The organism is Enterobacter ludwigii (genome assembly GCF_001750725.1).
Taxonomy (GTDB): domain Bacteria; phylum Pseudomonadota; class Gammaproteobacteria; order Enterobacterales; family Enterobacteriaceae; genus Enterobacter; species Enterobacter ludwigii.
This window is the reverse complement of sequence record NZ_CP017280.1, coordinates 58,823-73,436: the sequence shown is the minus strand read 5'-3', so window position 1 is coordinate 73,436 and position 14,614 is coordinate 58,823. Positions and strand designations below refer to the sequence as shown.

Annotated in this window: 13 protein-coding genes; 3 read left to right on the top strand and 10 right to left on the bottom strand. The window is 55.7% G+C overall.

The window, feature by feature from the left end; genetic code table 11:
* Nucleotides 1–12: 12 nt before the first annotated feature.
* The 3 genes from ubiE to udp form a co-directional block, all read right to left on the bottom strand.
* Nucleotides 13–768 carry a bifunctional demethylmenaquinone methyltransferase/2-methoxy-6-polyprenyl-1,4-benzoquinol methylase UbiE gene (gene ubiE, locus BH714_RS23245; RefSeq protein WP_014172115.1) on the bottom strand — a complete coding sequence of 252 codons (756 nt, stop codon included), beginning with the start codon at nucleotides 766–768 and terminating at the stop codon, nucleotides 13–15.
* A gap of 66 nt (nucleotides 769–834) precedes the next feature.
* Entirely contained in the window at nucleotides 835–2,292 is a 1,458-nt protein-coding gene (gene rmuC / locus BH714_RS23240) for a DNA recombination protein RmuC (RefSeq protein WP_014172116.1), read from the bottom strand.
* Between the two features lie 137 nt (nucleotides 2,293–2,429).
* The gene (gene udp, locus BH714_RS23235; RefSeq protein ID WP_003860792.1) at nucleotides 2,430–3,191 is read right to left on the bottom strand and encodes a uridine phosphorylase; all 762 of its coding nucleotides are present in this window, start codon (nucleotides 3,189–3,191) and stop codon (nucleotides 2,430–2,432) included.
* 255 nt (nucleotides 3,192–3,446) lie between these two features.
* Between udp and BH714_RS23230 the strand changes: the two genes are divergently transcribed.
* On the top strand, nucleotides 3,447–4,253 hold the full coding sequence (locus tag BH714_RS23230; RefSeq protein WP_014172118.1) for a dienelactone hydrolase family protein: 807 nt from the start codon (nucleotides 3,447–3,449) through the stop codon (nucleotides 4,251–4,253).
* A 45-nt stretch (nucleotides 4,254–4,298) separates the two neighbouring features.
* On the opposite strand, the gene metE is transcribed toward BH714_RS23230, so the two are convergent.
* On the bottom strand, nucleotides 4,299–6,560 hold the full coding sequence (gene metE / locus BH714_RS23225; protein WP_020882876.1) for a 5-methyltetrahydropteroyltriglutamate--homocysteine S-methyltransferase: 2,262 nt from the start codon (nucleotides 6,558–6,560) through the stop codon (nucleotides 4,299–4,301).
* Nucleotides 6,561–6,676: 116 nt separating this feature from the next.
* On the opposite strand from metE, the gene metR reads away from it, so the two are divergent.
* The gene (gene metR / locus BH714_RS23220) at nucleotides 6,677–7,630 is read left to right on the top strand and encodes an HTH-type transcriptional regulator MetR (RefSeq protein ID WP_014172120.1); all 954 of its coding nucleotides are present in this window, start codon (nucleotides 6,677–6,679) and stop codon (nucleotides 7,628–7,630) included.
* Here metR and BH714_RS23215 read toward each other — a convergent pair.
* The 3 genes from BH714_RS23215 to pldB form a co-directional block, all read right to left on the bottom strand.
* Nucleotides 7,518–8,417, bottom strand: coding sequence for a carboxylate/amino acid/amine transporter (locus tag BH714_RS23215; RefSeq protein ID WP_040019218.1), 900 nt, complete (start codon nucleotides 8,415–8,417; stop codon nucleotides 7,518–7,520). The two genes, metR and BH714_RS23215, sit on opposite strands and share 113 nt — an antisense overlap.
* Before the next feature lie 82 nt (nucleotides 8,418–8,499).
* Nucleotides 8,500–9,300 carry a sugar/pyridoxal phosphate phosphatase YigL gene (gene yigL, locus BH714_RS23210; RefSeq protein ID WP_040019217.1) on the bottom strand — a complete coding sequence of 267 codons (801 nt, stop codon included), beginning with the start codon at nucleotides 9,298–9,300 and terminating at the stop codon, nucleotides 8,500–8,502.
* Nucleotides 9,301–9,332: 32 nt separating this feature from the next.
* Nucleotides 9,333–10,325, bottom strand: a complete 993-nt coding sequence (gene pldB / locus BH714_RS23205) for a lysophospholipase L2 (RefSeq protein WP_020882879.1) — start codon at nucleotides 10,323–10,325, stop codon at nucleotides 9,333–9,335.
* 109 nt (nucleotides 10,326–10,434) lie between these two features.
* On the opposite strand from pldB, the gene rhtB reads away from it, so the two are divergent.
* Entirely contained in the window at nucleotides 10,435–11,055 is a 621-nt protein-coding gene (rhtB, locus tag BH714_RS23200; RefSeq protein ID WP_014172125.1) for a homoserine/homoserine lactone efflux protein, read from the top strand.
* Here rhtB and rhtC read toward each other — a convergent pair.
* The 3 genes from rhtC to pldA all read right to left on the bottom strand — a co-directional run bounded on the left by rhtC (nucleotide 11,052) and on the right by pldA (nucleotide 14,523).
* Entirely contained in the window at nucleotides 11,052–11,672 is a 621-nt protein-coding gene (rhtC, locus tag BH714_RS23195; RefSeq protein WP_014172126.1) for a threonine export protein RhtC, read from the bottom strand. The two genes, rhtB and rhtC, sit on opposite strands and share 4 nt — an antisense overlap.
* Before the next feature lie 61 nt (nucleotides 11,673–11,733).
* On the bottom strand, nucleotides 11,734–13,563 hold the full coding sequence (recQ, locus tag BH714_RS23190) for an ATP-dependent DNA helicase RecQ (protein ID WP_025202782.1): 1,830 nt from the start codon (nucleotides 13,561–13,563) through the stop codon (nucleotides 11,734–11,736).
* Between the two features lie 90 nt (nucleotides 13,564–13,653).
* Nucleotides 13,654–14,523, bottom strand: a complete 870-nt coding sequence (pldA, locus tag BH714_RS23185) for a phospholipase A (RefSeq protein WP_020882880.1) — start codon at nucleotides 14,521–14,523, stop codon at nucleotides 13,654–13,656.
* Nucleotides 14,524–14,614 lie beyond the last annotated feature (91 nt).

Below are 14,614 nucleotides of genomic sequence, written 5' to 3'. Positions count from 1 at the left end.
GGAAACCTCCACTCAGAACTTATAACCGCGATGCAGCGCGACGACACCTGCCGTCATGTTGAAATACTCAACGTTCTCGAATTCCGCATCCTGCATCATGGCCTTTAAGGTGTCCTGATCCGGGTGCATACGGATAGATTCCGCCAGGTACCGATAGCTTTCCGCGTCGTTTGCCACCAGCTCACCAATGCGCGGCAGCACATGGAATGAGTATGCGTCGTAAGCTTTGCTTAACGGCTCAAGAATCGGTTTGGAGAATTCGAGCACCAGCAGGCGTCCACCCGGCTTTAACACGCGGTACATGGAGCGCAGCGCTTTTTCTTTATCGGTGACGTTACGCAGGCCGAAGGAGATAGTGATGCAGTCAAAGGTATTATCCGGGAAAGGCAGCGCTTCGGCGTTCGCCTGCACATACTCGACATTACCTACCACGCCGATGTTACGCAGCTTCTCACGTCCCATTTTGAGCATTGAGTCGTTAATATCTGCCAGAACAACGCGACCAGTTTCGCCCACCAGACGGGAGAATTTTGCTGTCAAATCGCCTGTACCGCCGGCTAAATCCAGTACCGTTTGTCCACGACGCACACCGCTACAGTCGATGGTGAAGCGCTTCCACAAGCGATGAATGCCGAACGACATCAAGTCATTCATCACATCGTACTTCGCCGCCACGGAATGAAATACGTGGGCCACCATATCAGCTTTCTGCGCTTTGGCGACAGTCTGAAAGCCAAAGTGCGTCGTGTCTTGTGAATCGTCAACCATCTCAGAGCCTGCTTATCAGTAAAATGTTCGTGAAGTGTAACAGATTGGGCGCGTTTGCCCTACGTTTCAACCTTCGCGAAAGAAACGTGCCGGACGCTCGTCTGACGTTAAATCTGTCGCTAACGTATTGTCTTCACTGTTTGTCTTTTGTTCGCCAGCGCCTTCGCGCAGGCGAAACTCTTCATCCTGGGCGGTGGCCTGCTCAACTAATTCCGGATTAATCTCGCGCTTCACCTCCACACCCAGGGAACGAAACGCTTCGGCCTGCGCCAGTAAGTTGCCACGCCCGGAAGAGAGTTTTTTCATCGCCTGGCGATAGTTATCCTGGGCGCGGTCAAGGCTTTGCCCGACCGAGGACATATCATCCACAAAGAGGCGCATTTTGTCGTAAAGCTTGCTGGCGCGATCGGCAATCTGCTGCGCATTACGGCTCTGATGTTCATAGCGCCACAGGTTGGCAATGGTGCGCAATGCCACCAGCAGCGTGGTGGGGCTCACCAGCATAATGTTATTTTTTAGGGCTTCGGTAATCAGTTCAGGCTGTCTGTCGAGCGCCAGCAAGAACGCGGGTTCAACCGGAATAAACATCAGGACGTAATCCAGTGAGCGCAGGCCGGGTAACTGCTGGTAGTCTTTTCTGCCCAGCAGACGAATGTGGTTACGCACGGAGGCGATGTGCTCCTGCAGCGCCGACTCGCGGGTGTAGTCATCTTCCGCATTGAAATAGCGCTCATAAGCCACCAGCGTCATTTTGGCGTCTATCACCACATCTTTGCCCTGCGGCAGCCGCACAATCACATCAGGCTGCATACGCGAGCGGGCATCGTTCTCGATACTCACCTGCGTTTCGTATTCATACCCTTCCCGCAGGCCAGAGGCCTCCAGCACGCGGGTCAGCACCACTTCCCCCCAGTTGCCCTGGGTTTTGTTATCGCCCTTCAGCGCACGGGTCAGGTTGACCGCTTCCTGCGCCATTTGCGCATTCAGCTGCTGAAGATTGCGAATTTCATGCGCCAGCGTGTGCCGCTCGCGAGCCTCCTGGCCAAAGCTGTCCTGTACCTGACGACGAAAGCCGTCCAGCTGTTCACGCAGGGGCGTCAGCAAGCTATTCAGGCTTTGGCGGTTTTGTTCGTCTACGCGGCGGTTGCTGTGTTCAAAAATGCGGTTCGCGAGATTCTCGAACTGCTCGCTGAGGCGTTGCTCGCTGTTCATCATCTGGCGGATTTTATCTTCCGCATGCAGCTGGGTGGATTCGAGGCGGGTAGTCACTTCGCGGAGATCGGCCTCCAGCGAGGTGTTGATATCGCGAAGATTGCGCAGCTCGTTGTTGAGCAGTTCGCATTCGTCACGCCAGTGTTCGCTCAGCGCAACCTGCTGTTTTGCTGCGCTTAAATCGGCGACTATCTCTTCGCGCTCGGCCAGCTGATCGGCCTTTTGTTGCGCGTGCTGGTAGCTGGAAATCAGCCAGCCTGCCCCCACGCCCACCAGCGCAATCACTGCATAAATCAGGATTGAGATATCCACAATGCCCCCTGCATCAACGTATTACCTGCACAAAATAGAATTGTGCTGTATAAACGTCCAGTTTGAAAGGGTTTTCCTGCGAGGCGCTACGCAAAAAAAAGGCCGAACGGGTCGGCCTTTTTTCGTATAAGAAGGGATTAGATCAGGCGACGCGCCGCTTCAACCACGATTTTCACCGCATGACTTTCGGTCTGCTTCATGGTTTCCGCGTTCGGGATCTCCTGCTGGGTACGGTTGACGATAACGCCCGCCACCATACCGGCACGCAGACCCTGGCTTGCGCACATGGTCAGCAAGGTTGCAGATTCCATTTCGTAGTTCATTACGCCCATAGACTGCCACTCTTCCATAGAACCTTTGAAGCGGCTTACCACGCGGCCGGAGAAGGTGTCATAACGCTCCTGGCCTGGGTAGAAGGTATCAGAAGAGGCGGTCACGCCTACGTGGGTGGTTGCGCCAACGGATTTCGCGGCTTCAACCAGTGCGGTGGTGCATTCGAAATCCGCCACCGCCGGGAATTCCATAGGGGCAAAGTGCAGACTCGCGCCGTCCAGACGCACGGAAGCGGTTGTCACCAGCACGTCGCCAACGTTGATATGCGGCTGAATAGCACCGGTAGTCCCGATACGCAGAAAAGTACGAATGCCCAGCTGCGCCAGCTCTTCAACAGCAATTGAGGTGGACGGGCCACCGATACCGGTAGAACAGACGATCACCGCTTTGCCATCCAGCTCAGCGCGCCAGGTGGTGAATTCACGATGGGCAGCAAGCTTAACCGGCTTATCCATCAGCGCGGCGATCTTTTCCACACGCTCAGGATCGCCCGGGACGATAGCCAGCGTAGCCCCTTGTAAATCGTTTTTAGTGAGGCCGAGATGAAAAACATCAGACTTAGACATAGGTGACTCCTCTGTGGGTCGGTTAGTCAGAAGAAGTAAAAAGGTACTTTACAGAAGCAGTAAGCAGAATTACGTGACACATCTCACCATGAATGAAAATGATTGCAGTAAATTTCCATGAAATAGTGATTCACATCACATTAACAAGTTATATCGTCAGGTGCTGCACAAAAGATAGACCGTTTCAGGCACTGTGAATTGTTAACCTGGTGACTATATTTACCTTTGCGCTAACTCATTGGTACGGAGAATGCCATGACTGAAAAAACCGGTTTTGCACCTGCAGCGGCCCCTCATGCATCAACCATCGTCTCAACACCTGAAGAGGCCATTACGGCAGGTGAGACCTCCATCCCCTCACAGGGGGAGAATATGCCTGCTTACCACGCGCGGCCAAAATCGGCCGACGGCCCGCTGCCCATCGTGATTGTGGTTCAGGAAATTTTCGGCGTTCACGAACATATTCGCGACCTTTGCCGCCGTCTGGCGCTGGAAGGTTATCTGGCCGTTGCGCCAGAGCTCTATTTCCGTCAGGGCGATCCGAACGACTACAGTGATATACCGACACTGTTCAGCAACCTGGTCAGCAAAGTGCCGGATGCACAGGTACTGGCCGATCTGGACCACGTGGCCAGCTGGGCTGCGCGCAATGGCGGCGACGCACATCGTCTGATGGTGACGGGTTTCTGCTGGGGAGGACGTATCAGCTGGCTGTATGCCGCACATAATCCGCAGCTTAAAGCCGCCGTTGCCTGGTACGGCAAACTGGTGGGGGAGAAAACGCTGAACTCGCCGAAGCATCCCGTTGATATCGCCACCGAGTTAAATGCCCCAGTCTTAGGGCTTTATGGCGGCCAGGACACCGGGATCCCGCTTGATACGGTAGAGACCATGCGCCATGCGCTCCGTGCAGCCAATGCAAAAGCTGAAATCATTGTTTATCCGGATGCCGGCCACGCCTTTAATGCCGACTATCGTCCGAGCTATCACGCAGAATCGGCTAAAGATGGCTGGCAGCGGATGCTGGCATGGTTCAGCCAGTACGGCGGGAAAAAAGCGTAAAACAAAAGCCCGGTCGCGGCTACGCCTTGCCGGGCTTCGGATTTATCAGGCCTGACGCAAATTCTGCGCCGCCCTGACCATGTTCGCGAGTGCCGCGCGGGTCTCCGGCCAGCCGCGGGTTTTCAGTCCGCAGTCCGGGTTGACCCACAGGCGCTCAGCCGGGATCCGCTGGGCGGCTTTTTTCAGCAGGCTCTCAATCCACTCCACGCTCGGTACGTTCGGGGAGTGGATGTCGTAGACACCCGGCCCAATTTCGTTTGGATACTCGAACTCTTCAAAGGACTCCAGCAGTTCCATGTCTGAACGCGACGTTTCGATGGTGATTACGTCGGCATCCAGCGCGGCAATCGAATCCATAATGTCGTTAAATTCGCAGTAACACATGTGGGTGTGGATCTGCGTGTCGTCTTTCGCGACCGCGGCGTTGAGGCGGAAAGCCTCCACACCCCACTTCAGATAAGCATCCCAGTCACTGCGACGCAGCGGCAAACCTTCGCGTAGCGCCGGTTCATCAATCTGGATGATGCCGATACCCGCCGCTTCCAGATCGGCCACTTCATCACGCAGCGCGAGCGCAATCTGTTTGGCGATGGTTTCACGGGTCACATCTTCACGCGGGAAGGACCAGCAGAGGATCGTCACCGGGCCGGTCAGCATCCCTTTCACCGGTTTGTCGGTCAGGGACTGGGCGAATTTTGCCCACTCTACGGTAATCGCTTGCGGGCGGCTGACGTCACCAATCACCACCGGTGGCTTCACACAGCGGGAACCATAGCTCTGCACCCAACCGTTCTGCGTAAAGACGAAACCGTCCAGATGTTCGCCGAAGTATTCCACCATGTCGTTACGCTCGGCTTCACCGTGTACCAGCACGTCCAGACCTAAACGTTCCTGCTCAACAATCGCCTGTCTGATGTGCTCAGCGATGCCGGTGCGGTAGTGATTCGCATCGAGGTTGCCCTTTTTGAAATCCAGACGCAGGCCGCGGATCTCCGTCGTCTGCGGGAAGGAGCCGATGGTGGTGGTTGGCCAAGCTGGCAGGTTGAAGCGGGCACGCTGGGCTTCGGCACGCACTTCATAGGGGCTCTGACGCTGGCTGTCCTGCGCGGTAATGGCCGCCAGACGTTTTTCGACCGCCGGGTTGTGGACGCGCGCCGAATGACGACGCGCCTGAATGGGGGCGCTCCAGTCGGTAATGGCCGTGGTGTCACCGCTATTTAACGCATCACGCAGCAGCGCCAGCTCTTCACATTTTTGCAGCGCAAAGGCAAACCAGCTCTTCACCTCGGGATCCAGGCGGGTTTCCACACTCAGATCGATTGGGCTGTGCAGCAGAGAGCAGGAGGAGGCCACCCACAGCTCACGTTTGCCGACGATATCTTTAATCTGTGCATATTTCTCGCTCAGATCGGCGCGCCAGACGTTACGGCCATTCACCAGTCCGGCCGAAAGCAACCACTCTTCAGGCAGGCGTTTGTGCAGTTCGGCCACGTCATCTTTGCCGTGGACCAGGTCAACATGAAGACCCTGAACCGGCAGCGCAGTAATGGTACTCAGGTTCGGCGTCACGCCTTCAAAATAGGTGGTCAGCAATAGCTTCACCTGACCAGTAAGGGCATCGTAAGCGGGTTTAAACGCTTTCAGCCACGCCTGCGGCAGCTCCAGCACCAGCGCAGGCTCATCGATTTGCACCCACTGAATTCCGCGTTTACCCAGTTCAATCAGCACCTGTTTGTAGACCGGCAGAATATCGTTCAGCAGGCTGAGACGGTCAAACTGCTCGCCTTTCACTTTACCCAGCCACAAATACGTTACCGGCCCCAGCAGTACCGGTTTCACCTGGTGGCCCAGCGCCAGCGCTTCATCGACTTCGTCGAGCAACTGGGTCCAGCTCAGTTTGAACTGCTGGCCTTTCACAAATTCCGGCACCATATAGTGATAGTTGGTGTTGAACCACTTGGTCATTTCCGCCGCTGCCGCAGGCTCTCCCGTTGGCGCACGACCACGGCCAATGCGGAACAGGGTGTCGATATCTACCGATCCATCTTTGTTCTGATGACGAGCCGGCACGTTGCCAAGCAGCAGGCTGGTGGTCAGAACATGGTCGTACCAGGCGAAATCGCCCACGGGCAGCAGGTCAATGCCCGCCTGCTTTTGCTGTTCCCAGTGGCGCGCACGCAGTTCGCGGCCCACTGCCAGCAATTCTTCACGGCCAGAGGTACCTGCCCAGTAACTTTCCTGCGCTTTTTTCAGCTCGCGGCGAAGGCCAACGCGAGGGAAACCGAGAGTGTGATTGCGAATTGTCATGGTGTGTCCCCTGTGAATTTTTCGTATTTAGCCATCCAGATGTTTACACATCCATAATTGGCAGTTACTGTATATTCCTCAAGCGCAAAATGTTCATGGCGAAGTGAAGGACTTTCATGATCGAGATTAAACACCTGAAAACGCTACAAGCGTTGCGAAATTGCGGTTCTCTCGCGGCGGCGGCAGCCACGCTGCACCAGACCCAGTCCGCCCTTTCTCACCAGTTCAGCGATCTGGAACAACGCCTCGGCTTTCGTCTTTTTGTGCGTAAGAGCCAGCCGCTACGCTTTACGCCTCAGGGCGAGATCCTGCTGCAGCTGGCTAATCAGGTGCTGCCGCAAATAGCCAGCGCGCTGCAGTCCTGTAACGAGCCGCAGCAAACCAGACTGCGTATCGCCATTGAGTGTCACAGCTGTATTCAATGGCTGACACCCGCGCTTGAGAACTTCCGCCAGAGGTGGCCGCAGGTGGAGATGGATTTCAAATCCGGCGTGACGTTCGACCCGCAGCCGTCGCTCCAGCAAGGCGAACTGGATCTGGTGATGACCTCAGACATTCTGCCCCGCAGCGGCCTGCACTATTCGCCAATGTTTGATTATGAGGTACGTCTGGTGCTGGCTCCGGATCATCCGCTGGCCAGTAAAACGCGTATCACCCCGGAAGATTTAGCCAGTGAAACGCTGCTGATTTACCCGGTACAGCGCAGTCGGCTGGATATCTGGCGTCATTTCCTGCAGCCGGCCGGCATTAGCCCGCAGCTCAAAAGCGTGGATAACACCCTGCTGTTAATTCAGATGGTTGCCGCCAGAATGGGCATCGCGGCGCTTCCACACTGGGTTGTGGAGAGTTTTGAACGCCAGGGTCTGGTTGTCACTAAAACCCTGGGTGAGGGACTATGGAGCCGGCTGTACGCCGCCGTGCGCGATGGCGAGCAGCGTCAGCCGATTACGGAAGCGTTTATTCGCTCTGCGCGGAACCACGCGTGCGATCATCTTCCGTTTGTGCGGAGCGCGGAGCGACCCAACGGCGATGGACCCACAGCGAAGCCAGAATCACTGCTCCCCCAATAAGGAAGCTCGGCCAGTGAGGCTGCTGCTGCCAGATGGCAAGGTTCACCAGCAGCCCTGCAGGCACATGCACGTTGTTCATGATCCCCAGCGTACCGGCGTCTACCTGCGTAGCGCCGTAGTTCCACATGAAGTACCCCAGCCCCGATGCCACCACGCCCAGCCAGACCAGAACGCCCCACTGCAGGGTTGTCGTCGGGAGCTTTTGCGGGTTGCCGAGCATAAACCATGCCGCCACCGCGACGATAGCTGCCCCCATATAGAACCAGGCGAACGCGTTATGCTGTGGCATCGGGCGGGTTTCCATCAGGCGCTTGTACCCGACCATACCGATGGCAAAGCTGAGGTTCGCCAGCTGCACGAACATCAGCCCGGTCCAGAAGTGGTCGCTCACTTTGTCGTAGCGAATAATCGCCGCCCCGATCACCGCCAGCGCCGCGCTCAACAGATATCCCCAGCGCAAACGACGTTTGCTGAGCAAATCGTAAATCAGCGTGATATAGAGCGGCGTAAGCACGGTGAAAAGCAGAAATTCAGAGACAGACAGGTAGACGTAAGCCCGGAAGCTGAACAGGTACATGATGCCGAGCTGCATCGCCCCCACTAGCATGTACAGCAAAATGGTGTTCAGCGATTGCCCGCGTGTACGCAGGAAGGGCAGGAATACCAGCGCCGCCAGCCCCACGCGCATCAGCACCGAGAAGTAGCTGTCGACGTGCCCGGCGAGGTATTCGCCAATCAGGCTAAAAGAGAAGGCCCACAGGATAGTGGTAATAATGAGTAGCGCCACAATGCTTGTCTCTCAGAAAGAAGGACAGGCATTGTAGCGAACTCTTTAGTTGACAACTGAGCAACAAACAATCAAATGAAGATTATTCAAGGAACAGTCTGCGCAGGTATTTTGGTACCGCGTTGTCAGCGTTAGAACCAATCACTTCCAGTTCCGGGTGCAGGTCTTTCAGACGCTGGTGTGCATTCTGCATAATGCAGCCTTTGCCCGCCATAGAGAGCATCTCGGCGTCGTTCATGCCATCACCGAAGGCGATACAGTCTTTCAGTTCGAAGCCAAGACGTTTCGCCACGGCTTCCAGCGCGTGCCCTTTGGAAACCCCCCCCGCCATAACTTCCAGACAGGTCAGGGTCGAGAAACTCACGTTGACGCGGTCACCCCAACGCGCATTAATCGCCTGTTCCAGCGGCAGCAACGCTTCGTGGCTTTCGCAGGTAAAGAACACCTTGCTGATCCCTTCCGGCTCCAGCAGGCCTGGCTCGTACAGGGAATAGTTAAATACCGCTTCCTTGAAGAAACGCATTTCATCCGGGCGATGGCGATTCATGAACCAGTCGTCATCGCGATAAACGTTAGTGATAATGTCCGGGTTGTTATGCACTACGCCGAACAGATCGGCGGCAATGTCGCGATCCAGGTTATGCGTAAAGATCAGGTTGCCATCGGTATCGTGCACGCGCGCACCGTTGGAGGTGATCATGTACGATTTGATCTCAAGATTATCGCGGATCTGCCCCACGTCCACGTGGTGGCGGCCGGTGGCAAACACGAAGTTCACTCCGCGAGCGGTCAGAAGCTTTAAGGTCTCTTTCGCGTAAGGCGACAGGGTATGGTCGGGCGAAAGCAGCGTGCCATCTAAATCAGATGCAACAACCTGGTACATAGGGATTTCAACCTCTGGTGGTAAAACAACAATCAATTATGCCTGTCGAAAAATTCAACAATGGCGTTTAGCGCGACTGAGCGCATAGCGTCCTTTTCAAAAAGGATCTCATGGTACGCGCCGTTGATGACCAGCGGTTTACCCCCTTCGCAAGGGTGACCGGCCGCAGCGCGGAGTTCACAAAAGCGGTCATGCATGCGGTTATCCACCACACGCTCTTCTTCAGCCTGAATCAGAAGTGTCGGCGTATCATCTTTACCAACACCAGCAAGCACCTGTTCACCGGCAAGGATCCCTTCCCGCACCCAGTGATATGTCGGGCCACCGACGCGCAGGCGCGGTTCATCGGCATAAAAACGCAGGTTACGGCGATAACGCTGCCGGCTATGGGTCAATACGTTGAGGGCAAACGGCAGCGCGCGCCAGCGCCCTGTCCCGATGGCATACCCTTCACGAATGCGCTGATGGCCCTCAGCCCAGTCGAGAATATGGCGCACCATCCAGTCCGGAAAACGCATGACGATGCCATACATTGGCGCGGTAAGCGCAATGGCATCACACTGGTGGTCATAGCGCTGTAAAAACAGCGTCGAAATCGCCCCACCCATAGAGTGCGCCAGAATATAGCGCTTACGCCACGGGCCCGGCTGAACCTCCTGCTGCCAGAAGGCGGCAAGATCGTCGACGTAATCGCTGAAGTTATCCACATGACCGCGATGCGTGTCCGACAATAAGCGGCCAGAAAGCCCCTGCCCGCGATGGTCGATAATCAACACATCGAAGCCCAGATGGAACAGGTCATAGGCCAGTTCAGCGTATTTGATGTAGCTCTCGATACGTCCCGGACAAACCACGATCACCCGATCGTTTTTCTCATCATGGAAACGCACAAAGCGTACCGGGACATCGCCAACACCCGTAAACTCATCTTCCTCACGCTGACGCCAGAAATCGGTCAGCGGCCCCATAGAGAAAGCAGCAAATGCGTTTTCTCGTGTTTCCCAGTCCTTTTTCTGCTGAAACATCGGGTTTCCACCCCCGTAAGCCAAGGAATATCGTTTTTTCGTCACCGGTCACAAAATGACGTAACAATAGCGTATTGTGGCATAAAAACAGACAATTCGGGAGTTTCAAATGACCTTCGAGTGGTGGTTCGCTTATCTGCTGACATCCATCATCCTTAGCCTTTCCCCAGGTTCAGGCGCCATTAACACCATGACCACCTCCATCAACCACGGCTATCGCGGTGCCGCGGCGTCCATTGCCGGTTTGCAGACCGGTCTGGGCATTCATATCGTGCTGGTGGGCATTGGTCTGGGTACGCTGTTCTCCCGCTCGGTACTGGCCTTTGATGTGCTGAAATGGGCCGGTGCCGCGTACCTGATTTGGCTCGGTATTCAGCAGTGGCGTGCAGCAGGCTCAATTGATCTTAATACGCTCGCCCAGACGCAAACACGCGGACGCCTGTTTAAACGCGCGGTGTTTGTGAACCTGACCAACCCGAAAAGTATTGTTTTCCTCGCCGCGCTGTTCCCGCAGTTTATCGTCCCGCATCAGCCACAGGTCATGCAGTACGTGGTGCTGGGTGCGACCACCATTGTTGTCGATATCATCGTGATGATTGGTTACGCGACGCTGGCGCAGCGGATTGCGGTGTGGATTAAAGGGCCTAAGCAGATGAAGGCCCTGAACAAAATCTTTGGTTCGCTGTTTATGCTGGTAGGCGCGCTGCTTGCGTCAGCGCGTCATGCTTAGCGAGAAATGATGAGATGAATGCCAAAGCCGGCGAACAACGCGCCGGCGAAGCCGTCAATCCACTTCGCAATACGCTGGTAACCGCGGCGCATCGCCGGTAAGGCAAACAGGCTGGCAACCACGGTAAACCACGCAAAAGTTTCCACCACGATCAGCAGGAAGATGCCCCAACGCGCACCCGCACCCACGTTGTCACCCACAAACAGGGAGAACACGGAGCCGAAATAGATAATCGCTTTTGGGTTCGCCAGGTTGGTGAGCAGCCCTTTAATAAAACTCCGGCCGCCCGTTGCCAGCTCAACTTTCGGCTCTTCCGGCTTTTTCTCTTCTTTCTTCAACGCCCCGCGCAGCATCTGGTAGCCCATCCAGCAAAGGTAAAGCCCCCCGCCAACCATGATGATGTTGTGCAACCAGGCCATCTTCGCCAGAATCAGGTTCAGACCAAGCAGCGCCACAGCCGCCCAGACCATAACGCCCATGGTGATACCCAGTACCCCCATCATCGCTTCTTTGCGGGAGCGGCTGACGGCGGTTTGTGACACGAAGAAAAAGTCAGGGCCCGGGCTCATGAGCGCAACGATGTGCACTAACGCCACGGTAAGAAATAGCATTAACATAATTAACTCGCAGGGAAATAATTAAGTGAGTCACCATCCTGACATTTTTTAGGCTGGCTGACTACTCCTCATCGTCACCGTCGACATGAGCGCGAATAAGCGCCATAAACTCTTTGCCAAAGCGCTCCAGCTTGCGCGTACCAACACCGTTGACGCTGAGCATTTCGCTGGCGCTGAGCGGCGTCTGCTCTGCCATCTCGATAAGTGTCGCATCGTTGAAGACCACATAGGGCGGAATGTTCTCTTCATCAGCAATGGCTTTACGCAGCTTGCGCAGTTTGGCAAACAGCTTGCGGTCGTAATTGCCGCCGTACGATTTTTGCATCACCCGCGGCTTCAGGGCGACAACGCGCGGAACCGCGAGCTTCAGTTCGATATCCCCGCGCAGCACCGGACGTGCTGCTTCGGTAAGCTGAAGCGCGGAGTGTTGGGCAATGTTTTGCGTGGCAAAGCCCAGGTGAATCAGCTGACGGATGATGCTCACCCAGTGCTCGTGGCTCTGGTCTTTGCCGATACCGTAGACGGGCAGCTTATCGTGTCCCATGTCGCGGATACGCTGGTTATTCGCCCCACGCAACACTTCCACCACGTAGCCCATGCCGAAGCGCTGGTTCACACGATAGATGGTCGAGAGCGCTTTGCGCGCATCCATCAGGCCATCGTATTGCTTTGGTGGGTCAAGACAGATATCGCAGTTGCCGCACGGCTCCTGACGCCCCTCGCCAAAGTAGTTGAGCAGCACCAGACGGCGGCAGGTTTGCGCTTCGGCAAACGCGCCCATCGCGTTGAGCTTGTGGCGTTCGATATCCTGCAGTTGGCCCTGCGGTTTCTCTTCCAGACAACGGCGCAGCCACGCCATGTCGGCCGGATCGTAAAACAGCATGGCTTCTGCAGGCAGCCCATCACGCCCGGCGCGGCCAGTTTCCTGGTAGTACGATTCGATATTGCGCGGAATGTCGAAGTGTACGACGAAGCGCACGTTCGGCTTGTTGATCCCCATTCCGAACGCCACCGTCGCCACCACAATCTGCAGGTCATCGCGCTGGAATTTCTCCTGCACATCGGCGCGAACCGCGTTTTCCAGCCCGGCATGGTAGGCGGCGGCGCTAAAACCACGGTTCTGCAGGCGCGCGGCCGTGTCTTCCACCTTCGCGCGGCTGTTGCAGTAGATGATGCCGGACTTCCCGCGCTGCTCCTGTACGTAGCGCAGAAGCTGATCCAGCGGCTTGAATTTTTCCATCAGCATGTAGCGGATGTTCGGGCGGTCGAAGCTGCTGACCTGAATCAGCGGATCGTTCAGCCCCAGCAGCCGGACGATATCCTGACGCGTGGTGTCATCTGCCGTCGCGGTGAGTGCCATAAACGGCAGTTCGGGAAAACGCTGACGGAGCTGGCCGAGCGCCGCATATTCCGGGCGGAAATCATGTCCCCACTGGGAGATACAGTGGGCTTCATCCACCGCCAGCAGGACCGGATTCCAGTGCGACAGATGATCGAGGAAGTTATCCAGCATCAGACGTTCCGGCGCGATATACAGCAGGCGAACCTGCCCGGTACGGCAACCGGCCATGACCTCTTGCTGCTGCTCGCGGGTCTGGCTGGAGTTAAGACAGGCCGCCGCCACGCCGTTGGCAAGGAGCTGATCGACCTGATCTTTCATCAGGGAAATAAGAGGCGATACCACGACCGTCAGGCCGTTGAGCACCAGCGCGGGCACCTGATAGCAGAGAGATTTACCGCCGCCGGTAGGCATGACCACCAGACAATCGCGGCCTTCCAGCACGGTTTCAATGATGGTTTCCTGGCCAGGGCGGAACTGCTGGTAGCCAAAGGTTTCATGCAAAACCTGTTTAGCCAGCGATTCCTGATTCAATACTTCCGCCTGCGCCACGTTAACCCCATTTGCCAGAAATAAAACAGGCGCTATTTTCAGCGCCTGAGAGAGAAACTTCAACGTTTAACGAAAAAACATTCGAGCTGCCTAGAAAATATCGTTCAGCATCACACCCACACCTACACGGGTCTGGTTGAAGTTGTAATCGATAAGCGACTCGCCGTAACCGCTGTAAACCTGAGTATAGAGGCGAACGTGCTTGCTCACCGGATAACTGAGACCCAGTTCCGCACCACCGTAACCGGTGTTCCAGTTGTACTGGCCTTTGGCGCTCAGCACCGCGTCACCCAACTGATAGCCGATTTTGAGCTGATAATAACCCATATATTTGGTGATATCCGGGTTGTCGTCGGTATCGCCCACCACAAACCACGGCTTCACTTCCGCCATCCAGTTGCCGTTTTGCGCCATCAGTCGCGTATAGGCACGGTTCCAGCTGCGCGAGGTAGGGTCGGAGCGTCCGTTTGAATCGTGGTTAAAGCCCACCTCAATGTCACGCAGCGTCCAGCCCGCGAATTCATAATCGGTCGCAAAACCGAGGAACAGCTGCGGCTCATAGTTGGTTTCACGGAACGGTGAAGATTCGCCACTGTTGGAAAGCTGCCACCAGGATTTCTGCGTGTAAGAGGCGCCGAGCACCGAATTCGGTCCCAGAATGCCGCGCCAGAACGGGAACGCGAGACTTAACTGGAACTTCACTTCGTCTTTACGCGCATTATCGGACCAGTTATAGGAGCTTATCGCCTCTTTGTTGAGATCGCTGGTCTGCGTGTATATCACGTAGTTGGTGTCATACGGATACAGCGTGAACGGATTATCATGTTCCTGAAGAAGGTTCGCGATAATGCTGCCCTGCACGGCAGGTTGATCGTGAACTTCTTTAATCGTCGCTTCCTGGGCATATGCTGTGAGGGGCAGCGCAACCGCCGCCAGTAACCAGGCCAGATACGTCCGCATCGGTGGTGTTCTCCTGCAAAGAGTTAATTAGTTGAATTGTTATGTGGCGGATATTCTACATACTTCTGCGACAACTGCTGCATCCTCGTTT